Below are 22,634 nucleotides of genomic sequence, written 5' to 3'. Positions count from 1 at the left end.
TGTAAAATAAAAGAAATGATGTTGAGGAGATATTAGTAATTTGGAGATGCTGCTGCAGTTTTTTACAGAAGAAAATTTAATCAGGCTTTTTAAGGAGTTCCGTTCTTTTGGCCCCTTATTTGCGATTGGTCTACCGATGATTGAAGCATTTTTACCGTTTCTGCCATTGATTGTTTTCATCGTTGTAAACGTGAATTCATTTGGCTTATGGCTCGGTTTTCTTTTAACATGGTTCGGTTCTTCTTTAGGTTCTATTTTAGTCTTTTTCATAATAAGAAGGTTAGGACAGCAAAGGTTTTTCCATTTTTTAAATAGACATAAGACGGTTAAAAAACTGATGACTTGGATGGAGAAAAAAGGATTTAGTCCATTATTTTTACTTTTATGTTTCCCATTCACACCATCGGCAGCCGTTAATGTCGTTGCAGGTTTATCAAAGATCAGTATTTGGCAATATAGCCTGGCTGTTATTTCTGGAAAATTTGTTATGGTTTTTATCGTTAGTTTTATCGGCTACGATCTTCACGCTTTAATAACACAGCCGATAAGATTATTTATCGCAGGATTAGTTATTTTCTTGCTGTGGTTTGTCGGTAAAAAGGTGGAAAAGAGACTGAATATTTCAATCATTGACCAAGATGATGATAGTATTTAATGTAAGGGGATGTCCCATGAAAAAGAAAATTATTGCTATTTCATTTATACTGTTAATATGTATTATTCTCTTTGTGAAGAATATGATTTTTCTTGAATATAAGGTTGAGGGAGTATCGATGGAGCCTACTTATGAGGAAGGTAATCTTCTCTCGATTAATACAATGAGTCATCATATATTGCCGATAGAGAGATTTGATGTTGTTGTTTTTCATGGACCGAATAAAAATGATGACTATATTAAAAGAGTAATCGGTTTGCCTGGGGATGAAATCAGCTATAATGATGATCAGCTATATATTAACGAGAAGCCGATAAATGAACCATACTTAACGAAAGAACATGTCGGAATGCTGACTGGGGACTTTACACTGGAAGAAAAAATAGGTAAGAAAAAAATTCCGGAAGGTTATCTTTTTGTTATTGGTGATAATCGAATTAAAAGCTATGACAGCAGACATTTTGGTTTAATAAAAATAGAAGATGTTGTTGGAAAGGTAACAGAAAATTAGAGATAGAGAGTGGAGAGGGAAAATGATTAGCCTAAAGAGTGAAAGAGAAATAAACTTGATGCATGAAGCCGGAAAATTATTGGCGGAATGTCATAGGCAAATTGCCAAATTGATTAAGCCGGGTATAACGACAATAGAAATTGATCAGTTCGTTGAGAAATTTTTAGCTCGTCATGGAGCAACTCCCGAACAAAAGGGATATAAAGGGTATGAATATGCAACATGTGCTTCGATAAATGATGAAATTTGTCACGGTTTTCCAAGAAAAGAACCATTAAAAAACGGTGATATTGTCACGATTGATATGGTTGTTAATTTAAACGGGGGCTTGGCGGATTCTGCGTGGACACATCCTGTCGGCAATATTTCTGATGAAGCAAAACGTTTAATAGATGTAACAGAAAAGGCTTTATATAAAGGAATTGAACAGGCAGTAGTCGGGAACCGTATCGGGGATATCGGTCATGCGATCCAAACATATGCAGAAGGAGAAAATTTCTCAGTCGTGCGCGAATTCACAGGCCATGGAATCGGAAAAACGATTCATGAAGCTCCTGCCATCGCTCATTACGGATTGCCGAACAAAGGATTGCGTTTAAAAGAGGGAATGGTTATTACAATTGAACCGATGATAAATATCGGAGCATGGCAATCAAAGATGGATGAGAACAACTGGACAGCAAGAACGGTTGATGGTAAGCTGTCCGCACAATATGAACATACAATTGCGATTACGAAAGACGGTCCGTTTATATTAACGGAGCAGAAGATGTAAGAAGGAACTTCAAGGTAGGCTCGTTTATGGGCTACTTTGGAGTTTTTTTGTGATATAGCATGTTCTTTTAGTCACAATAGCTTTTAATTAATTTAAATATGCAGTAAATTCATTGGAAGAGATAGTCAATGATATTAAGGAAATTTTAAGAAATGGCAGAATGTGCAGAAGTGAAGTAAAATAGAGTAGTGAAACAAATGATCGTATTTTAAATATCTTCCATAAAAGCGGGGGAATGTTATGAGTATAAAATTTATTTTAGGACGTTCAGGGAGCGGGAAAACAGATTGGCTTTTGAATGATATTCGTTCTAAGCTTTTTGCTGAACCGTTAGGAAAACCGATTATATATTTAGTGCCGGACCAAATGACATTCGGAGCAGAGTATGAGCTTATAAAGACACCGGATTTAGCCGGAATGATCCGAGCGCAGGTGTTTAGTTTCAGTCGTCTAGCTTGGCGTGTGCTGCAGGAGACAGGCGGAATGGCAAGACACTATTTATCAAGCTCTGCTATTCAAATGATGCTTAGGAAATTAGTAGAAGAGCATAAGCAGGATTTAAAAGTTTTTATGAAGGCTAGCGATAAAAGCGGATTTATTTCCCAGCTTGAAGCGATGCTGACAGAGTTTAAGCGTTATTGTTTATCTCCTGCTGAGCTTGAGCAATACTTAAGCAATGCTCGTACTGAGGTTGATCAAAAAGCATTGACAGATAAGCTGCATGATCTGGCAGTTTTATATATGGAACTGGAAAAATCATTAAGTGAAAAGTATGTTGACAGCGAAGATTATTTACGCCTGCTGGCTGAAAAAGCAGAAGCTTCTTCCTATTTGGAATCGGCTGAGCTTTATATTGACGGATTTCATAGTTTTACACCACAGGAATACGAAGTGATTGAAGCATTAATGAAAAAAGCAGGAAGCGTAACGATCGCTTTAACAGCAGATAATGCTTATTCTGCCCAGCTTCCACAGGAACTTGATTTATTTAGAATGACAGGAGCAACTTATTATAAACTTTTGCAATTAGCTGAAAATGCCGGTAAAGAGATTAATGAGCCTATTATTTTAAAAGAAACGCCGCGATTTAAGGCAAGTGAATCAATTTCCCATTTAGAACAAAATTATGATGGGCGACCGACGGTAGAGTTTTCGGATTCACCGGATATTACTTTATTGCAGGCATCAAACCGCCGTGCTGAAATAGAAGGAATTGCAAGGGAAATTCAAGCGATGATGAAGAAGAATAAGTATCGTTATCGTGATATTGCTCTACTAGTTCGAAATACGAATCAATATGAGGATTTAATTGAACAAGTTTTTAAAGATTATGAAATCCCGTTTTTTATTGATCAGAAACGTTCGATGCTGAATCATCCATTGATTGAATTAATTCGTTCAAGTTTGGAAGTTATTAATGGTAATTGGCAGTATGAGTCAGTATTCCGCTGTATTAAAACTGAGCTTCTTTTCTCAATGGATGCAAATAAGAAAGTACTGCGGGAAGAAATGGATCAGTTTGAAAATTACGTTTTATCTTATGGGATCAAGGGACAGCGCTGGACGAAAGATGAGCGTTTCCGCTACCGTCGCTTTTATTCTTTGGAAGATGAATATGTTGTTACAGATGAAGAACGGGAGATGGAAGAGAAGATAAATAGATTGCGTGAATTAGTCGTTACGCCGCTTCAACTATTGCAAAAACGGCTAAAGCGAAGCAAAACAGGCCGGGAATTAGCAGAAAGCTTGTATCTTTATTTAGAGGAACTTCATATTCCAGAAAAATTAGAGCAGCTGCGGTCAGAAAGGGAATCGGCAGGGCAGCTGCTGGAAGCAAGAGAGCATGATCAAGTTTGGCAGGCTGTTATTACTTTGCTTGATGAATTTGTTGAAATGCTGGCCGATCAGAAATTATCTATGAAGCTATTTTCCGAAATGCTTGAGACAGGCTTTGAAGCTATGAAATTTTCTCTCGTTCCGCCCGCAATTGACCAAGTATTAATTGCAGATATTGAGAGATCCCGCTTTTTCCATATAAAATGCACATTCATTATCGGAGTAAACGATGGCATTATTCCAGCAAGACCGAAGGAAGAAGGAATTTTATCAGAAGATGACCGTGAACTTCTGCATCATCAAGGTATTCAGCTTGCACCGACTGCAAAGCAGCAATTGCTTGATGAAAACTTTATTATTTATCTTGCATTAGCAAGTCCTTCCGAGAAGTTATTTCTTTCCTACCCGATTGCCGATGAGGAGGGAAAATCACTGCTGCCCTCTATCATTATAAAAAGAATAGAAGATATGTTTCCAAAGATCGCTATAGAAAAATTAATAAACGAACCGGAAGAGTTGGACGAAGAAGAACAGCTTTCATTTTTAGTAAATGAAGATGTGGCTCTTTCTTATTTAACAGCACAGCTTCAGGCATGGAAGCGAGGTTACCCAGTACATCCGATTTGGTGGGATACGTATAATTATTTTATTTCTTCAGATGAAAAAGAAAAAACTTCCCGTGTATTAAGCAGCTTATATTTTGAAAATAAAGAGCAGCATTTAGTGAAGGAGACGAGCCATAAGCTATATGGAAAACATATTCAAGGCAGTGTTTCACGGATGGAGCAGTTTAACAGCTGTGCATTTGCTCATTTTGCTTCACATGGATTGAAGTTAAAAGAAAGACAGGTATTTAAACTTGAAGCTCCGGATATTGGAGACATGTTCCATGCGGCTTTAAAGCATATTTCTGATCGTTTACATCAATTAAAGCTTGATTGGAAGACACTTACGAAAGATCAATGTGAAAAGCTTTCCATTGATGCAGTAGAAAAGCTTGCTCCGAAATTACAAAGAGAGATTTTATTAAGCTCTAACCGCCATCATTATATTAAGCGGAAACTGCAAAAAATTGTTGCACGTGCATCAACTGTTTTAAGTGAGCATGCAAAGGCAAGCGGATTTGCCCCGATTGGTTTAGAGCTTGGTTTCGGAAAAGGGGGAGAACTTCCGCCGATGCACTTCACTCTTCCAAACGGCTGTACGATGGAAGTTATCGGAAGAATTGACCGAGTTGATAAGGCAGACAGTTCAAGAGGAACACTGCTTCGAATCGTTGATTATAAATCGAGTGATAAATCATTGCAGCTGACAGAAGTGTACTACGGGCTGGCTTTGCAAATGTTAACGTATTTAGATATTGTCATTTCAAATTCAAAGCTTTGGCTTGGAATGGAAACGACGCCTGCTGGTGTACTTTATTTTCATGTCCATGACCCGATTGTTAGTGCGAATTCTCTTTTAGATGAAGAAGATTTAGATGATGAAATATTTAAGAAATTTAAGATGAAAGGTTTACTGCTCGGTGATGAAGAAGCAATTCAGCTTATGGATCAGCAGCTGCAGCCTGGAGGAACATCGAAAATTGTTAGTGCGAGACTGTTGAAAAAAGGCGGTCTAGGTACATCATCATCTATTACAAGTGAAGAAGAGTTTCATATTTTAAGAAACTTTGTGAGAAATGAGTTCCAAAAAATCGGGACACATATTACAGACGGCATTATTGATATTGCACCATATAAATTAAAAGATAAAACACCTTGTACGTATTGTGCTTATAAATCGGTTTGTCAGTTTGATGAGTCATTAGAGGAAAATAATTACCGTGCATTAAAAAATGAGAAAAAAGAGGACGTACTTGAAAAGATGAGAGAGGAGGTCAATCGAGTATGAATGAATTAATGGCAAAGCCGGCAAACAGTCAATGGACAGATGATCAGTGGAAGGCGATCGTTGCAAATGGACAAGATATATTAGTAGCGGCGGCGGCAGGATCGGGAAAAACAGCTGTTCTCGTTGAGAGAATTATCCATAAAATCTTATCAAAGGAAAATCCAATTGATGTTGATAGATTACTAGTAGCAACTTTCACGAATGCATCAGCAGCTGAAATGAGAGGAAGAATCGGGGAAGCACTTGAAAAGGCATTAAAAGAAGATCCATCTTCTCTTCATTTAAGAAGACAGTTAACGATTTTAAACAGGGCGTCTATTTCTACTCTTCATTCGTTTTGTTTAAACGTTGTCCGAAAATATTATTATTTAATTAATATTGATCCGAGTTTTCGAATCGCGGATGAAACAGAAGGTCAGCTTCTTATTGACGAAGTATTAGATGATTTATTTGAAGAGCAGTACAGTGATGAGAATAATGAAGCGTTTTTTGACTTAGTAGACAGGTATACTTCAGACCGGAATGACCATGAGCTTCAATCCCTTATTCGTGAACTTTACACATTTTCTCGTTCCCATCCAGAGCCGAATAGCTGGTTAAGTGGATTAATGGATACGTATACTAGTGATAAAAATGTGGAAGACATGCCTTTTATTACGTTTTTAAAAGAAGATATTCATATTTTGTTAGAGGGATGCCAGGCACAATTGAAGGAAGCGTTAGAGCTGACAAAAAGACCTGGAGGACCGGCGCCTCGAGCAGAAAATTTACTGGACGATTTAGAGCAGGTTTCCGGCTTAATAGCTGTAAAAGAATCATGGCAGGAGCTTGGAGAGAGAATCTCTAAATTCAGCTTATCTCGTGCGAAGCCTTGTCGCGGGGATGAATATGATCAAAGGCTGATCGATCAAACAGCTGATATCCGCACAGCTGTGAAAAAGAAAATTGAGAAATTAAAAGAAGAAGTTTTTTCCCGCTCATTTGAAAACTATACGAAGGATTTACGAGAGTTAAAGCCTGTTATGGAAAAACTTATTTATTTAGTAAAAATATTTGCAGAACGCTACGAAAATAAGAAGCAGGAAAAAGGAATTGTTGATTTCGCAGACTTGGAGCATTATTGTCTGCAAATTTTAAAACAGGAAGATGGAACTCCAAGTGAAGCAGCATTATTTTATCAAAATCAGTTTGCAGAAGTTTTAGTCGATGAGTATCAAGATTGTAATTTTGTTCAGGAATCGATTATTAAACTCGTTACGAAAGAAGGAGAAGCGACTGGTAATTTATTTATGGTTGGTGATGTGAAACAATCAATCTACCGCTTTCGTTTAGCAGAGCCGTTTCTTTTCTTAAGTAAATATAAACGTTTCACACCCTTTGCTGAAAATACGGGAATGAGGATTGATTTATCAAAGAATTTCCGCAGCCGTGCAGAGGTACTTGATGGGACAAACTATATTTTTAAACAGGTTATGGGAGAAAATGTCGGTGAGATTGAATATGATCATGATGCAGAATTAAAGCTTGGAGCAGCATATCCTGAAAGTGAAAAAATGAATGCAGAGCTCTTATTAGTAGAGAAAACAGGTGCGGGTGAAGAAGAGGATGCTGATGATTTATTTGCTGAGGAAGAATTAGAGACAGCTCAGCTTGAAGCTAGATTAATGGCAAAACAAATTCGCAGATTGATTGAAGGAAAGTTCCAGATTTACGATCGTAAACTTGATACGACCCGTTCGATTAATTATCGTGATATCGTTATTTTACTTCGTTCTATGCCATGGGCGCCGCAGATTATGGAAGAGTTTAAGCAGTACGGTATTCCAGTGTATGCTAATCTTTCAAATGGATATTTTGAAGCGACAGAAGTAACGATTATGATGTCTCTTTTAAAAATAATTGATAATCCGTATCAGGATATTCCTTTAGCAGCAGTACTCCGTTCACCAATCGTCGGTTTAAATGCAGATGAATTAGCGACTATTAAAACGTATGAACCGAAGGGAACATATTACGAGGCAGTGAAATTATTTTTAGAACAAGCGTCAAGTGAGCATCATGAATTAGCTTTAAAAGTGAAAGCTTTTATGGAAATATTTGAAGGCTGGCGTAATTTTGCACGTTCTGATTCTGTTTCTAATTTAATTTGGCAATTATACCGTGATACTCATTTCTTTGATTTTGTCGGTGGTATGCTAGGTGGAAAACAGCGTCAAGCAAATCTTAATGCCCTTTATGATCGTGCACGTCAATATGAATCAACATCTTTCCGCGGCCTGTTTCGTTTCCTTCGTTTTATTGAAAGAATGCAAGAGCGTGGGGATGACCTCGGGGCAGCAAGGGCGCTGGGAGAACAGGAAGATGTCGTACGCTTAATGACCATTCACAGCAGTAAAGGGCTTGAGTTTCCAGTAGTTTTTACAGCAGGGCTTGCAAGACAATTTAATATGATGGATTTAAATAAAAAATATTTGCTTGATAAAGAGCTCGGTTTTGGTACAAAGCTTATCAATCCTAAGTTAAGAATAAGTTATCCGACTCTTCCATATATCGCTTTTAAGAAGAAAATGCGAATGGAAATGCTTGCGGAAGAAATGCGTGTATTATATGTTGCTCTTACAAGGGCAAAGGAAAAGCTCTATTTAGTCGGAACGCTGAAAAACACAGAAAAAACATTAGCCAGCTGGCAAAGTGTTTTATCACACGATGACTGGCTTTTACATGATTTTGAACGAGCACAAGCAAAAAACTATCTCGACTGGATAGGGCCTGCGCTTATTCGTCACAAAGATTGTGGGCTGTTAAGGGGAGATGAAACAAATAATCGTCTTCCAGAAGAAATTACCGAGCATCCGACAAAATGGTCGATTAAACTTATTCAGGCGTCCGAACTTCATAAAATAGAGGAGCTCGATCAGTCGACGAATGAGCAACTGCTTGAAACAATAAAAAAGGGTGAGCAGGTTCATATTGAAAGTACCTTCAAAGAGGAAGTGAACAGGCAGTTTAATTGGAAATATGCGCATGAACATGCAACAAAAAGCCGGTCTAAGCAGTCTGTCACAGAGATTAAGAGGCAGCGGGAAATTTACGATGATTACAGTGATCAGGGAATAATAAAATCAGTCAATGCACCGTCAAAATTATTTAATCGTCCAAGCTTTATGCAGGAAAAGAAATTGACAGCTGCCGAACGAGGGACAGCAATGCATACAGTTATGCAAAATATAAAACTTGATGGTCATATAACGGAGGAAATTATTGCTCAGACAGTGGAGAATTTAGTTGTAAATGAAACATTAACGAAAGAACAAGCGGCGGCAGTTAATTTTGATAAAATTGTAAATTTCTTTAAAACAGGAATCGGGATACGCCTTCTTCAAGCAGAAAAGGTGCATAGAGAAATTCCATTCAGCTATGCACTCCCAACTGAGGAAATATATGAAGATGTAAAAGAGGAATCTGTTTTAATCCAAGGTGTTATCGACTGTTTATTTGAAGATGGCAAGGGACTTGTTTTAGTTGACTATAAAACAGACGCCATTACAGCGGATATTTCACATGAAAAACTTAAAAAGAGATATGAAGTTCAGCTCGGACTGTATACGAAAGCTGTAGAAAATATTTTGAAACGGCCATTAACGGAGAAATATTTATATTTCTTTGACGGTGATTTATTAATCGGGGTCTGATCTTTAAAACAGATCCCGATATGAAAGGGGGAGCGGGTTGTATGCGTATTTTACATACAGCAGATTGGCATTTAGGCAGGACGCTTGAAGGACGCAGCAGACTGGAGGAGCAGGCACAGTTTATTGATGAACTCGTTGAGATTGTAAATGACGAGAAAGTGGATGCGATTTTAATGGCTGGTGATGCATTTGATACGGTTAATCCGCCAGCCGCAGCGGAGCAGTTATTTTATGAGGGGCTTTCGAGATTATCAGATAAAGGGAAGCGGCCAATTGTGGTTATAGCTGGGAATCATGACAATCCTGACCGTTTATCTGCGGCATCGCCGTTAGCGGGAAATCATAACATTCATTTAATCGGCTATCCAACGAGAGAAACAGTACAGGTAAATATCGATTCAACGAAGGAGAGTATGATTGTTGCGGCACTTGCATATCCTTCTGAGGCAAGGCTTGCACAAGTTTTATCACAATCAGATGATGAAATAGAATTAAGAAATAAATATGATGAGAGAATAAGAAATTTATTTTCACATCTATGTAAACAGTTCCGTCCTGATACTGTAAATATGGCGATGAGCCATATTTATGTAGCAGGAGGAAATACGACAGATTCAGAACGGCCAATTGAAGTTGGAGGGGCATATACCGTTGCGGCAACGAGTCTGCCAGAAGAGGCTCAATATGTTGCACTCGGTCATTTACACCGTCCGCAAAATATTAAAAGGGCAAATACATTAGCAAGATATTCAGGATCCCCGCTTGCATACAGTTTTTCAGAAATAGGCTATGCAAAGTCTGTTACAATTCTTGATGCATTACCGCAAAAAGAAGTGGATCTGAAAGAAATCCCATTATCATGCGGAAAACCGCTCGTAAAATGGAAAGCGACAGAAGGTATTGCACAAGTCCATTCGTGGTTAGATGAAGGAAGGGATGCAAATGCGTGGATTGATCTTGAGATCCATCTAACGACAAATTTATCATTAGAGGAAATTCATAGACTGAGGAAAGAGCATTCGGGCTTTATTCATATCCGTCCAGTTTATCAAACAGATGATACGGAATTACAATTGACAAGAGAGACGAATATTCCAATTGATGAAATGTTTCGTCGTTTTTATGTGAAGCAAACAGGCGGTGCAGAGCCGGAACAGCAATTAGTCCAGCTTTTCTTAGAGCTCATTTCTGATGAGGAAGAAGGTGAAGATCGTTGAAACCGATAGAATTAACTGTTTCAGGGCTTCATAGTTTCAGAGAAAAGCAAGTAATTGATTTTAATGCTTTATGTGACGGAGGTATTTTCGGTATTTTTGGTCCTACTGGGAGCGGGAAATCTTCTATTTTAGATGCAATGACGCTTGCTTTATATGGGAAAGTAGAGAGGGCAGCAAATAATACACATGGAATATTAAATCATGCAGAAGACCAGCTTTCTGTTTCTTTTACATTTGCACTTGAAAATGCTGCGAGTAAAAAGCAGTACAAGGTAGAACGGGTATTTAAACGTGCAGATGAATTACGTGTAAAAACATCTATTTGCAGACTAATGGAATTAGGGGAAGAAACTATTGTTCTTGCTGATAAAGCAGGGGAAGTGAACGAAAAAATATATTCTTTGCTTGGGCTGACAATCGATGATTTTACTCGAGCTGTCGTTCTCCCTCAAGGGAAATTTGCTGAATTTCTATCATTAAAAGGTGCTGATCGCCGTCAAATGCTTCAAAGGCTCTTTCATCTGGAAAAGTACGGTGATGAGCTTATCCGCAAGCTTAAAAAACGTCATATAGATACAAAAACGAAAGTGGAAAAACTCACTGCAGAACAAACAGGGCTCGGTGATGCTTCAGATGAGGCATTAAAAGCTGCTGAGCAGGAGCTGTTTGAGATTGAGACTTTATTAGGAAAGCGGAAAGTAGAGCTTGATGCAGTAGCAAATGAATATGAAATAAAAAAACAAATATGGCAACTGCAGCTGGAACAGAAAGCTCTTCAAATAGAGAAAAAGTCATTAGATGATAAAAAATCTTCTATAAATGAATTAGAGCAGAGATTAGAACGCGCAGAAAAGGCAGAGAATTTAAGACCGTATGCAGAAGCAGTTAATACAGCGGTACATGAGGAAGAAGAGGCAGAAAAGAAGTTTTTAATAGCGAAACAGCAATATTCCGAAGTGAAAGGGAAGTACGAACAAATAAGTAAGCAATATGAAGAAGTACGTGCCGGAAAATCAGCAGAGGAACCAAGGCTCGTTGCATATAGAGAAAAGCTGCTTCATTTACAAGAAGTAGAAGTACAATTAATAAAGGAGAAGCAATTTAAACAACAGCTAGAACAGCAAATAAATGAACTTAGTACAGAAAAAGAGAAAAAGCAGGAAGAGTTATTAAAAGCTAAGGGAATGCTTGAAAAAGCGGTCGCAAAGCAATCGGCATTAAGGGAACAACACAGAATAAATATCATTCCATTTAAAGAGCGGGAACAAGCTCGGGCAGCAGCGGAAGCGAAAACAAAAATCAGTCATAATGAGCAGCAGCTTGTCGAAACAAAAGCAAAAGCAGAACAAAAAGCAGGTGCTGTAACAAACGGCAAGTTAAAATATGAAACTTTGGCAGAAGAGCTTGTGAAGAAAAAAGAATTACTCACAGGTCAATTTTTCCAAATAGAACAGCTTTATTTTATCCTTTGTGAAAGGGAACGTGAGCATGAACAGTTCATTAACAGAATAAAGCAACAGCTTAAAAAATGGGAAGATGAGGAGCAAAAGAGAAAAGAACATTTGCTTGCCAAACAGCTTGTCCATCAATTAAAAGAAGGAAGCGCATGTCCGGTCTGCGGCTCAACAGAGCACCCCAATCCAGCTGCTGCTTGGGAAGATGAGACAGATGGAACTGCCAAGATAGTGAAAATAAAAGAGGTTTTAGAAGAAGCAACTGCTATGAACCAGCAGGCTTATACGGTTAAATTAAATCTCGAGAATCTTACAGCACAAATAGTGAATGAATATGAATTTTTAAAAGATGTTGGCAAAATAAGTGAGATAAATGAAATTGAGCCATTATCTTTATCTGATTTTGAAACAGGATGTAATTTATTATTAACTGAGTATAAAGCTATTTCACAAGATTTTCTCGAGGTTAAAGAGAAAATAGCAGAAATAACAGCGGAAATGAATAATTTTAATCAGCAATTAAATAAATTAACACATGAAATTTCCTCTGCATCTGAAGAGGAGAAAGAGTGGAAAAAATCATTCACTGTATTACAAACGGAACAAGAACATTTGCGGGAAATATATGATGAACAATTTCCGGATATTTTATTTGAAAATGTGGAACAGCTTGGCGAAGAAATAGCAGAAAAAGATAGACTAGCTGAAGATCTTTCTGCTAGAATCGAGAAAAGTGTGACATTTATTGATGAGCATGAAAAGCTTGTTAAAGACCATGAACAAGCTATAATGAAATATAATGAACAACGAATTGAATTGGATTCAGCACTTTCAAATCGTAATATGTCCATTGATGAAAAGAAAGAAAAATTGAAAGAAATTGATCAAAACCAAGGTCCAATTGAAATACAAATTCATAATGTTGAACAAAAGCTGCATGAGATTATAAATAAGGAAAAAGAGATTTATGAAGCATGGCAGCATATTTCTTCTGATCTTCAAAAACAGCAGAGTATTCTTGCTGCAAATGAAAAGACGTTAGAAAATGCAAAATTCAGAGCACTTCAAGCAAGGAACAAATGGGAGGAAATCCGTGTAGATGCTCCTTTTCTTTCTATTGAGGAAACGATTGAGGCGTGTTTAAATGCTGATGTCAGACTGCAAATGAGAAAAGCGATGGAAGAGTTTTCTGACAAGGTGAAGCAGCTTCAGACGGATTTAGCTCGTATTGAAGAAAAGCTTGGTAATCAAAATTTAACAGAGCAGCAATGGTATTCTATTCAAAATATTGTAATTGAAACGAAGAAGCAGTTAGATGAAGCAAGGGAAGCCAGAGGTGCTGCACAAAAAGTGTGTGAAGCTATTAAAGAAAAACATACCAGGTTTATGGAGATTGAAAAACAGAAAACGGATCTCGATGTATCTCTGCAGCATTTAGATAAGCTTCAGGCTGTTTTTAAAGGAAACAGTTTTGTTGAATATATTGCGGAAGAACAGTTAGAGCAGGTTAGTCGCAATGCTTCAGAACGCCTGGGACTTTTAACGAGACAAAGGTATGCGATTGAAGTAGATTCACAAGGCGGCTTTATTATGAGGGATGATGCAAATGGAGGCATTAGAAGACCGGTCACAACATTATCAGGCGGTGAAACATTTTTAACATCGCTCGCTCTTGCACTTTCTCTATCAACGGAGATCCAATTGCGGGGAGAATATCCGTTACAGTTTTTCTTCCTTGATGAAGGATTCGGAACACTTGACTCAGAACTGCTTGATACAGTTGTTACGGCACTTGAAAAACTGCAGTCTCATAATCTATCTGTCGGTGTCATAAGCCATGTCCAGGAATTAAGAGAAAGACTGCCGATTAAGCTGATTGTCCAGCCATCAGAGCCGTCTGGAAAAGGTTCAACAGTTCAATTGGAATTATTGTAATCAATTATAGGAGACAGATTTCAAAAGCGCTTTTTTGAGGTCTGTCTCCGCTTGTTGTAACTAAAGCTTATCTTATTACGTCAATATTAACGGTGATTAAATTGTCCAATAACAAAAATTATTTCGATACAGGATTAGCATTCTTTACATTTTTAATTATGATTTGCAGTGTTGTGACGATTTCAAGCGCGCAAAAATATGCGCAGTATCAGGAAAACTTCGCAATGCAGCAACTTGTCTGGTTTATTTTAGGTTCTATCATTGTAGCGGTAATATGCTTCTTTGACTTTGAGCAAATAAGTAAAATAACACCGTATGTATATGGCTTTGGAATTATATTATTAATTGGTATACTCATAGCGCCGAGCTCGATAGCACCGACGAGAAATGGAGCTAAGTCGTGGTTTGTTATTCCAGGAGTAGGTTCGATCCAGCCTTCAGAATATATGAAAATATTTCTCATTATGATGATTGCTTATGTTGTTCAAAAGCATTATGAAAAGATAACTATAACGAGCTTTCAAAATGATGTATTGCTTATTTTGAAAATCGCTGTTATTTCGATGATACCAATTTTATTAGTTTTACTGCAAAATGATTTCGGTTCATCTCTCGTAATGGTCGTTATTACGATGGGAATGATCTTTTTATCAGGGGTTGATTGGCGGATTATTCTCACCTTTGCGAGTATAACCATTACCGTAATAGCCGGACTGGTTATTACTTTTATCGTCGATTCTGAGTTGCTTTTACATCTGTTTGGACAATACCAGCTTGAGCGGATCTATTCTTGGCTTGATCCTTTTGGTCATGGTAAAGATATTGGTTTTCAGCTTAAGCAGTCTATTCTTGCAATGGGTTCCGGAATGATTGAAGGGAAAGGATTTAACGGCAGTGCCGTTTATATTCCTGAGGCACATTCTGACTTTATATTTTCCATTGTAGGGGAGGAGTATGGATTCCTCGGCGCATGTTTTGTTTTATCTTTATATTTCCTAATGATTTACCGTTTCGTGGGAATAGCAATGTTTTCAAAAAATGATATGTATGAATTTTATATTTGTATCGGAATGGCTTCTTTATTCACATTCCATGTGTTTCAAAATGCCGGAATGGTATCTGGACTGCTTCCGATTACAGGTATTCCGCTCCTTCTAATGAGTTATGGAGGAAGCTCCGTTCTGGCCAGTATGATCGGAATCGGCTTAGTACTGAATATTTCATTGAAAAAGAAAAGCTCCATGTTTTCACAAGAATAGCATTATGATAAAAAGGGTTACCAATTAGGTACCCTTTTATTTTTTTATAAATAGTTGGTTTTGGCTCAAGCTTACATAGCTGTTTGACAACAATAAAGTTGTTTGAAAAATAATAATTATGAGTTACACAATTTTTGATTTCAGAGTCGATATCTATTTTGAATTTTTTCGAAATAGATATCGACTTTTTCTATAAAATGGTTTATAGTTCTATTTAGAAATATTTCTAAATAGAACTATAAAGAGGTGTTATGGTGGGATTTCCGGAAACATTTAAAGCACTCTCCGATCCTGTGCGACGAGAAATTTTAGTAATGCTGAAAGATGGAGAAATGTCAGCAGGGGAAATCGGAAAACGATTTGATATGACAGGTGCTACAATTTCTTACCATTTGTCACAATTAAAAAAAGCAGGATTAATTACTGAGAACAAGTATAAGAACTTTATATATTACGAAATTAACATTTCAGTATTTGAAGAAGTAATGCTCTGGTTCTCTCAGTTTGGAGGAAAAGAAAAATGAAAAGAAAAGTGGATATGACGCTGGTTACTACAACTTTGATTTGTCTGCTACCTATTGTACTTGCGTTAGTGCTATATAATAAGCTACCAAATCAAATAGCTATTCATTGGGATTCTGCTGGAAATCCTGATAACTTCGCTCCAAAAGTAACTGCGATTTGGGGATTACCTGTATTAATGGCTGGAATTCATATATTTACATATTTTATGATACAAAATGATCCTAAAAAAGCTAACGTTTCTTCTGTATTAAAGCAGTTAGGAAAATGGATCATACCTATAATGTCAGTGATTTTAGTTCCAGTAACATTGGTCAAAGCTATTGGATATAACATTCCAATTCAAATTTTAGCCCCTGTAATGGTAGGTGTTATTCTCATTGTATGTGGAAATTATTTACCTAAATGCAAACAAAATTATACGGTCGGTATTAAATTATCTTGGACACTTAATAGTAAGGAAAATTGGAACAAGACGCATCATATGGCAGGTTATTTGTGGGTAGTTGGCGGAATATGTATTATTATTGGAAGTTTTTTGAATATGAGTTGGATACCTATACTTCTTATAGTGATAGCAGTTATTGCTGGAGTACCGCTTATGTATTCCTATTCACTTTACAAAAAAGGTATGTAAGTAAAAACAGACTTGTAAACGATTGGTATGAAAAATACGGATGCATCTAAAATGGATGAATAAAGAATTAAGAAGAAAAATCATTTATGATTATTTTGTTACTTGTTAATTAATTTTCTAAATTAAGAAGGTCCCAATTTGTGAATAAATACACTTTAATTAGAAAGGCTTATTCTATCGCTGGTTCATTGGTGAGGGAGATTTAAATAATAGATTCAGGGGGGATTATTAACATGGGTAAACCTGTAAGAAAAAAACTTGTTCCTATTGTTTTGAGTATGATCGTATTGGTTTCTACTTTTTTTTCCTGGCCCGTAACTTCATTAGCTGTGGAGGAAACGTCATCTAAGGCGATACTAGCCTCTGAATTGGGAAAAACAACCCCTTCAGGTATTCCGATCTCGGAACTGGAAGGTTTTGTTGATAATTATGTGAAAGACTATATTGGAAAAACAACGTCAGGTGCCGCAATTGTTGTTTTAAAAGATAATCAAATCGTTTTATCTAAAGGTTACGGAGATACCAATATTGAAAAAGATATACCTGTTGATCCTAGGAAAACCGTGTTTGAATGGGGATCAATTACTAAACTGTTTGTCTGGACATCTGTTATGCAGCTGGTGGAACAGGGGAAAATCGACTTAAATGAAGATATTCGTACATATTTACCAGAGGGATTTTTGACAAAGTTAAAATATGATTCACCTATTACAATGTTAGACTTGATGCATCATACTGCTGGATTTGAAGATTATATCTTTGATTTAGGCTATTCATCACCGGATAAGGTCAAGTCCTTGGAGGAAGGATTAAAATTAGCCGAGCCGGTACAAGTGTATAAACCTGGTGAAGTTGTAGCGTATTCTAACTTCAGTACCTCTCTTGCTGCATATATAGTTGAGCTTCTCACTGGACAGGAGTTTTATCAATATACTTCGGAACATATTTTTTCGAAAATAGACAGCAAAAATGCCTCAATACATCCAAAACTTAGTGACAACAAAAAACTCCTGGAGAACAAGGCTACAGGGTATAAACTGAATGGGCCATCACAATTTATTGAATCCAATGATTTCTATGTATCAATGTACCCGAGTGGTGCAATAAATGGAACTGCGGAAGATTTAGCTAAATTTGCATCAGCGTTAATGCTGAAGGAAGAGGATTCCTCACCGCTTTTTCAAAAAAAGGAGACCCTGGATGAATTTTTAACACAAAGCTACAGTGCTAATGAAAACATTCTCGGCAATGCCCACGGATTTTGGGAATATGATGGTCGAAAGAGGGGGCTTACACACGGGGGGAATACAGAAGCTTTCTCCAGCAACCTTCATATTGTTCCAGAAGAAAACTTTGCTGTGATTATACTGACAAATCAATCAGGAGAAATGGATATTTGCTACGGCTTAACAAAGGAATTGGTCGGGGAAGAGCCTGTCTCTGTTGCAGCTTCAAATGAAAACATGCCAGATGCCTCAGAACTTGAGGGAACCTATACATCTGCCCGCAGAGCGTATCATGGTTTTTTAAACATCTATTATGAATTGATTCCGTTGAAAATTACGGCTGTTAATGATCGTGAAATCCAACTGGGCATGTCAGGGTTAAGTGCTAATTATATTCAAACAAGTCCTTATGTGTATAAAAAAATAAAAGGTCATACGCTATTTGATGCTATGGAGGCCATATACTTTCATGTGGAAAATGGGAAAGTAACACAAATTTCCGCCCCCATTTCAGATTATTTGCCGGTATCTACAGGGAAATCACTACCGTTTCTGATTATGTATTTAATTTTGGCTGTTCTTTCTGTTAGTTATTTAATCGTTTCGCCTTTGATTTTGCTTTTCCACGGAATTCGCCAGAGAAGAAAGAAACATCCTGCATCACTGCTGCAAAGGTGGAATAGTATCTTAATTTTAACTGGGACGGCAATCGTTATAAATAATTTCATATTAATAGCTAGAATGCTTATTGATAATTTAAGGGCTTATTCGGAAATCGCAGCACATATTATAATAAATTATGGATTAACTGCTTCAGGTGTCATATCCATTGTCTTTATGCTAGTAAAAGGCCGAAAAACAGAGTTAACTAAATTACAAAAATTCTATTATGGATTGTCAATAATCATGTTCTTCATTCTCGTCTTCCTGTTGATTGTTTGGCAGTTTTATAGATAGACTGATTTAATTGCTGAAGGACCTTTACTTTAGTGGAACAAGAATTAAACAATTGTATTATTTGTTTTAATTTTAGAAGTAAAACTTAACTGAATATTTACACGAACTTTAAAAGGAGGTACTGCAATTTAAGTAGTACCTCCTTTTTATTTTTAATAATAAATTCAGTTTAAGATCATGTGAAATCAGACTAAGATCACATAGATTCATCCTAAATATTGCTAAAATAAAGGGAAAATGTTGTAAAAATATTTATAAAATGTTAATATTATATTAATCAGTACCTTATTTTACACAGTACTAAACAAACTGGTGGTGTACTTACATGAATATTCAATTTAAAAAAGGTGTGTTAGAACTATGTGTACTCGCATTAACGGTAAAAAAAGACCGCTACGGCTATGAACTGGTGGAGGAAATTTCAAAAAGATTCGAAATTTCAGAAGGAACCATTTATCCATTGTTAAGAAGGCTTACGAAGGAAGGATTGTTTTCAACATATTTGATGGAGTCAACTGAAGGACCTCCGCGAAAATATTATAAATTAACAGATAAGGGAGAAGAGCTAAAGAACAGCTTAGTTTCCGAATGGAAACAGTTCACAAAGGGTGTTAATGAGATGATCAAGGAGGGTGAGATCGGTGGATAAACAACAGTATTTGTTAGAGTTAGAGAAAGAGCTGCGTTCTCTTTCAAAAGGAGAACAGCAGGAAATTCTAGCTGATTACGAAGAACATTTTGAATCAGCAAGGGCAAAAGGGAGATCGGATGCCGATATTATCGAAGGACTCGGTCAGCCTGAGAAAGTGGCAAAAGAAATAATTACTCAAGCTAAAATGGTAAAAACATTAGAAGCATCTTCTGGAAATAGTATGCCAAGAGCTGTATTTTCTACGGTAGTATTAAGTTTATTTAATTTAACATTTATTTTAGGTCCGGCTATCGTATGTTTTGTTATTCCGATTGTGTTGTATGTGTGTGCAGTTGTTTTGTTTATTTATCCATTATTACTATTATTCCAAGACGGATTTACACTCATATATGCAAATAAAATCTTTTTGATGCTTGGTTCTATCGGGTTTGGTCTCCTAAGCTTTGTAGGGGGTTCATCATTAATGAAATTAGTGTATCGATTATTCGTTAATTATGTGAAATTCAATGTAAGGATCGTAAGGGGGAGATCAGCATGAGTACGAAGAAAATATTGAATGTTGCATTCATTCTTATTCTCGTTTCTATTATTGGAAATATCGTTTTATTTTTCTTCGGCAATTCTCCTTTCAATTTAGTAGATTTAAATGAGAAGCGAGTCATCTCCGCAGAAAATATAGAGAATCTTGCTGTTTCATCAAGTGTAAGTAATATTGAAATAGTGCCTCATGATAGTGATGAAATTGAGATTTATATGAAGGTGAAAGTAACAAAAACGGAAAGAGATGATTATAAATTATTTGTAGAAGAAGGAAAGAATGAATTAAAAGTACAAACACATAAAAGAAGAGAAATTCGATTTTTCAATTTCTCAGGACCTTCCAAACTCTATGTGAAATTACCAAAAAAGCAATATGAAACACTTACCGTCAGTGCGGAAGTTGCTAATATTAAACTTGAACATATACAAGCAAAACAGTTCAGTTTGACAACAGATGTTGGGAATATTAACGGAAAAGAATTAGAAGGTAAAATAGATGGCCAAGTAGATGTCGGAAATATTAAATTAAATATGAAAAAACTTGAACATGATATTAATTTAAGAGTTGACGTTGGAAATATTGCAGTGAAGACGAAAGAAGCACCTAAGGCTCTGCAAACAGATTTAAGAAATGAAGTAGGCAAGGAAACAATAAAACTGCCTAATGAACGAAATGGTTTAATAGGTAATGGAGGTCCGCTTGTAAAGTTAACGGCAGATGTCGGAGATGTAGCGATATTGATGGACGAGGAATAATTCATAAAAAACGAGGATTTCTGGAAGGGTCCGCCTTTCAGAAATCCTCATTTTCACATTACATTATAACATCTTTTTAATATCTTTTATAAGTTCTTCCTCTTGTTTTTCACCTTGAATAAGATTATATTCCTTTTTGATTTTGCCATTCTCATCAATTAAATAAGTTTTAGACACATGGATTACCTGATCTGAGCTTTTTGGTTTTTGAACGATTGCCTGAAATTGTTCTCTTGCGAACTTTTCAATAAATTCCTGTGAAAAACCGGTAAGCATATTCCAGTTTGAATCATCATCAGTAAACTGTCCCATGTACTCTTTTAATTTTTCCGGTGTATCAACAGTCGGATCGACACTGAAAGAAACGATCTGTACATCAAGCTCCTCTGCTTTAAATTCTTTCTGCAATGCCGCCATATTCACACTCATTGGAGGGCAGACAGTAGTACAATTTGTAAAAATAAAGTCTGCAATCCATACTTTTCCTTTTAAATTTTCTGTTCCAAATTCTTGTCCGTTCTGATTTTTAAATGTGAACTCTTCCATTGCATACGATTGATTACAGCCAGCTAAGATCAGAAAAACGGCAGCTGTTAATAATAATAATCTTTTCAAAGTTTAATACCTCATTTCATCTTTTATATAATTATAAGTACAAAAGTATTTAAAATAAGGATAACATGGAATTGTGAAGAAAATATGTGCAAACCTTTACAAAAGTGGTAACTCAATTACAATGGTTGTCGTTCCCTTATGAGAGTTACTCGAAATAGAGAATTGTCCACCATGAAGCCTAATTATTTCTTTTACAATGGATAAACCTAAACCAGTTCCCCCAGTAATTCTTGAACGTGCCTTATCCGTTCTAAAAAAACGTTCTCCAATCTGTCCTATATCTTCTTTTGCAATGCTGACTCCTTTATTTGTCACTTTCACAACTGTACTTGTTTTTTCTTCTGTTAAATGAATATGAATGGTTGAGTATTCTAATGAGTATTTAATTGCATTATCGATAATATTGTACAATACTTGCTGTATTCTTTGAGCATCACCATTAATGATAAGATCTTCCTGAATTATTAGATCTGTTGTTAAGTTTTTCTCAGTAAGATGGATTTTAAAAAGATCGAGTGTATCGAAAAGCAATTGTGCAATAGCAATTGGTTCTGTTTGTAAACTATACATGTTTTCTTCAAGATGATTTAATTCAATTAAATCATGAATCAGTTTTTTTAATCGCTCTGTCTCTTTTTCAATCGTCATTAAATAGTTTTTTGCTTCCTCAGGTGAGGTATAGAGTTCTTGCTGTAATGCAGCAGTATAGCCGCTAATATAAGTAAGCGGTGTTCTAAGTTCATGAACGACATTCGATAAAAACTCACTTTTACGGATTTCCTGTTTTTGAAGAGATTCACTCATTGAATTGAAGGCTTGTGCCAGCTCTCCGACTTCATCTTTATTTTGGATATCCAGTCTGTTTGAATAATTACCTTGTGAAACATCCTTTGAAAATTGCTGAATGTCTTTAAGAGGCTTAAACATAGAGTGGCGAATCCGATTGACGAAGAGAAAAAGAATAATAAAATAAATGGTCCCAACTAAAATTAAAATGGGCAGACTGCCTTGAAAAACTTCTTGAATCGCGGCGAGAGGGACAAAAATATAAATAAATCCGATCAGTCCTGTCTCACTTTTAATTGGGAAAATAGCTCCGATAATTTTGCGTTTAAATTCTTTTACATAGCCGTCTTTCATTACATAATAGCCGTCTTCTAACTGCTTGCGGTCATGGTCATTCACCAGTGCCTCATAATCAATTTTATAAGGAAAATAAGTAGAGAGTTCATCTAATTTATCGACAACGATAATTTCATATTCTGAGACGACATTATACCAATGTATCTTTTTTATAATTTCTTCACTTAAGGAACCGTAATGATAGTGGGATGCCGTCTGTTCCCCTTGATAAATAATCGATTCTTTAATACTGTTAAAATATAATTCTTTATATAGAAAATGAAGAAAGAAAAAAGAAAAAATGATAGTGAAAACAATACTTATTACAATAAGAAGCAATACTTTTTGGCTTAATGTTATATCTTTTTTCTTAATCATTA

16 protein-coding genes are annotated in these 22,634 nt (G+C 36.3%); 14 read left to right on the top strand and 2 right to left on the bottom strand.

The window, feature by feature from the left end; genetic code table 11:
• Positions 1-46 precede the first annotated feature (46 nt).
• The 14 genes from BFA01S_RS00905 (at position 47) to BFA01S_RS00840 (ending at position 20,517) form a co-directional block, all read left to right on the top strand.
• Positions 47-655, top strand: coding sequence for a TVP38/TMEM64 family protein (locus BFA01S_RS00905; RefSeq protein WP_066224845.1), 609 nt, complete (start codon positions 47-49; stop codon positions 653-655).
• A gap of 16 nt (positions 656-671) precedes the next feature.
• A complete protein-coding gene (lepB, locus tag BFA01S_RS00900; RefSeq protein ID WP_066224698.1) occupies positions 672-1,166 on the top strand; it encodes a signal peptidase I in 495 nt (164 codons plus the stop codon).
• Between the two features lie 22 nt (positions 1,167-1,188).
• Positions 1,189-1,941: a type I methionyl aminopeptidase gene (map, locus tag BFA01S_RS00895; protein ID WP_066224695.1), complete on the top strand. Its 753-nt coding sequence runs from the start codon at positions 1,189-1,191 to the stop codon at positions 1,939-1,941.
• Positions 1,942-2,181: 240 nt separating this feature from the next.
• Positions 2,182-5,670: a helicase-exonuclease AddAB subunit AddB gene (gene addB / locus BFA01S_RS00890; protein ID WP_066224692.1), complete on the top strand. Its 3,489-nt coding sequence runs from the start codon at positions 2,182-2,184 to the stop codon at positions 5,668-5,670.
• The gene (gene addA, locus BFA01S_RS00885) at positions 5,667-9,362 is read left to right on the top strand and encodes a helicase-exonuclease AddAB subunit AddA (protein ID WP_066224690.1); all 3,696 of its coding nucleotides are present in this window, start codon (positions 5,667-5,669) and stop codon (positions 9,360-9,362) included. The genes addB and addA overlap by 4 nt, the downstream gene beginning before the upstream one ends.
• A gap of 41 nt (positions 9,363-9,403) precedes the next feature.
• Positions 9,404-10,579, top strand: coding sequence for an exonuclease subunit SbcD (sbcD, locus tag BFA01S_RS00880; protein ID WP_066224684.1), 1,176 nt, complete (start codon positions 9,404-9,406; stop codon positions 10,577-10,579).
• Positions 10,576-13,968 carry an AAA family ATPase gene (locus BFA01S_RS00875; protein WP_066224679.1) on the top strand — a complete coding sequence of 1,131 codons (3,393 nt, stop codon included), beginning with the start codon at positions 10,576-10,578 and terminating at the stop codon, positions 13,966-13,968. The genes sbcD and BFA01S_RS00875 overlap by 4 nt, the downstream gene beginning before the upstream one ends.
• Positions 13,969-14,069: 101 nt before the next feature.
• Positions 14,070-15,227, top strand: a complete 1,158-nt coding sequence (locus BFA01S_RS00870; RefSeq protein WP_066224677.1) for an FtsW/RodA/SpoVE family cell cycle protein — start codon at positions 14,070-14,072, stop codon at positions 15,225-15,227.
• Positions 15,228-15,481: 254 nt separating this feature from the next.
• Positions 15,482-15,751 carry an autorepressor SdpR family transcription factor gene (locus BFA01S_RS00865; protein ID WP_066224674.1) on the top strand — a complete coding sequence of 90 codons (270 nt, stop codon included), beginning with the start codon at positions 15,482-15,484 and terminating at the stop codon, positions 15,749-15,751.
• Positions 15,748-16,386: an SdpI family protein gene (locus BFA01S_RS00860; RefSeq protein WP_066224671.1), complete on the top strand. Its 639-nt coding sequence runs from the start codon at positions 15,748-15,750 to the stop codon at positions 16,384-16,386. The genes BFA01S_RS00865 and BFA01S_RS00860 overlap by 4 nt, the downstream gene beginning before the upstream one ends.
• A gap of 233 nt (positions 16,387-16,619) precedes the next feature.
• A complete protein-coding gene (locus BFA01S_RS00855) occupies positions 16,620-18,569 on the top strand; it encodes a serine hydrolase domain-containing protein (RefSeq protein ID WP_066224668.1) in 1,950 nt (649 codons plus the stop codon).
• Positions 18,570-18,894: 325 nt separating this feature from the next.
• Complete coding sequence (locus BFA01S_RS00850; RefSeq protein ID WP_066224666.1) at positions 18,895-19,218, top strand: PadR family transcriptional regulator; 324 nt, start codon at positions 18,895-18,897, stop codon at positions 19,216-19,218.
• Positions 19,211-19,759, top strand: coding sequence for a DUF1700 domain-containing protein (locus tag BFA01S_RS00845; RefSeq protein ID WP_066224663.1), 549 nt, complete (start codon positions 19,211-19,213; stop codon positions 19,757-19,759). Before BFA01S_RS00850 ends, BFA01S_RS00845 begins: the two co-directional genes overlap by 8 nt.
• Positions 19,756-20,517 carry a DUF4097 family beta strand repeat-containing protein gene (locus BFA01S_RS00840; protein ID WP_066224660.1) on the top strand — a complete coding sequence of 254 codons (762 nt, stop codon included), beginning with the start codon at positions 19,756-19,758 and terminating at the stop codon, positions 20,515-20,517. Before BFA01S_RS00845 ends, BFA01S_RS00840 begins: the two co-directional genes overlap by 4 nt.
• A gap of 63 nt (positions 20,518-20,580) precedes the next feature.
• On the opposite strand, the gene BFA01S_RS00835 is transcribed toward BFA01S_RS00840, so the two are convergent.
• Together BFA01S_RS00835 and BFA01S_RS00830 are read right to left on the bottom strand one after the other, a co-directional pair.
• A complete protein-coding gene (locus BFA01S_RS00835) occupies positions 20,581-21,132 on the bottom strand; it encodes an SCO family protein (RefSeq protein ID WP_066224657.1) in 552 nt (183 codons plus the stop codon).
• Between the two features lie 96 nt (positions 21,133-21,228).
• Complete coding sequence (locus BFA01S_RS00830) at positions 21,229-22,632, bottom strand: sensor histidine kinase (RefSeq protein ID WP_235842930.1); 1,404 nt, start codon at positions 22,630-22,632, stop codon at positions 21,229-21,231.
• Between the last annotated feature and the right edge of the window lie 2 nt (positions 22,633-22,634).

Origin of the sequence: Metabacillus fastidiosus NBRC 101226 (assembly GCF_001591625.1) — a bacterium.
Lineage (GTDB): Bacteria > Bacillota > Bacilli > Bacillales > Bacillaceae > Metabacillus > Metabacillus fastidiosus.
This window is presented reverse-complemented; position numbering and strand designations above follow the sequence as displayed.

Coding starts and splice junctions, on each gene's coding strand:
- addA (WP_066224690.1), top strand. CDS start 5,667: ATGAATGAATTAATGGCAAAGCCGGCAAACAGTCAATGGACAGATGAT.
- lepB (WP_066224698.1), top strand. CDS start 672: ATGAAAAAGAAAATTATTGCTATTTCATTTATACTGTTAATATGTATT.
- addB (WP_066224692.1), top strand. CDS start 2,182: ATGAGTATAAAATTTATTTTAGGACGTTCAGGGAGCGGGAAAACAGAT.
- BFA01S_RS00860 (WP_066224671.1), top strand. CDS start 15,748: ATGAAAAGAAAAGTGGATATGACGCTGGTTACTACAACTTTGATTTGT.
- BFA01S_RS00905 (WP_066224845.1), top strand. CDS start 47: ATGCTGCTGCAGTTTTTTACAGAAGAAAATTTAATCAGGCTTTTTAAG.
- BFA01S_RS00840 (WP_066224660.1), top strand. CDS start 19,756: ATGAGTACGAAGAAAATATTGAATGTTGCATTCATTCTTATTCTCGTT.
- sbcD (WP_066224684.1), top strand. CDS start 9,404: ATGCGTATTTTACATACAGCAGATTGGCATTTAGGCAGGACGCTTGAA.
- map (WP_066224695.1), top strand. CDS start 1,189: ATGATTAGCCTAAAGAGTGAAAGAGAAATAAACTTGATGCATGAAGCC.
- BFA01S_RS00830 (WP_235842930.1), bottom strand. CDS start 22,632: ATGATTAAGAAAAAAGATATAACATTAAGCCAAAAAGTATTGCTTCTT.
- BFA01S_RS00850 (WP_066224666.1), top strand. CDS start 18,895: ATGAATATTCAATTTAAAAAAGGTGTGTTAGAACTATGTGTACTCGCA.
- BFA01S_RS00855 (WP_066224668.1), top strand. CDS start 16,620: ATGGGTAAACCTGTAAGAAAAAAACTTGTTCCTATTGTTTTGAGTATG.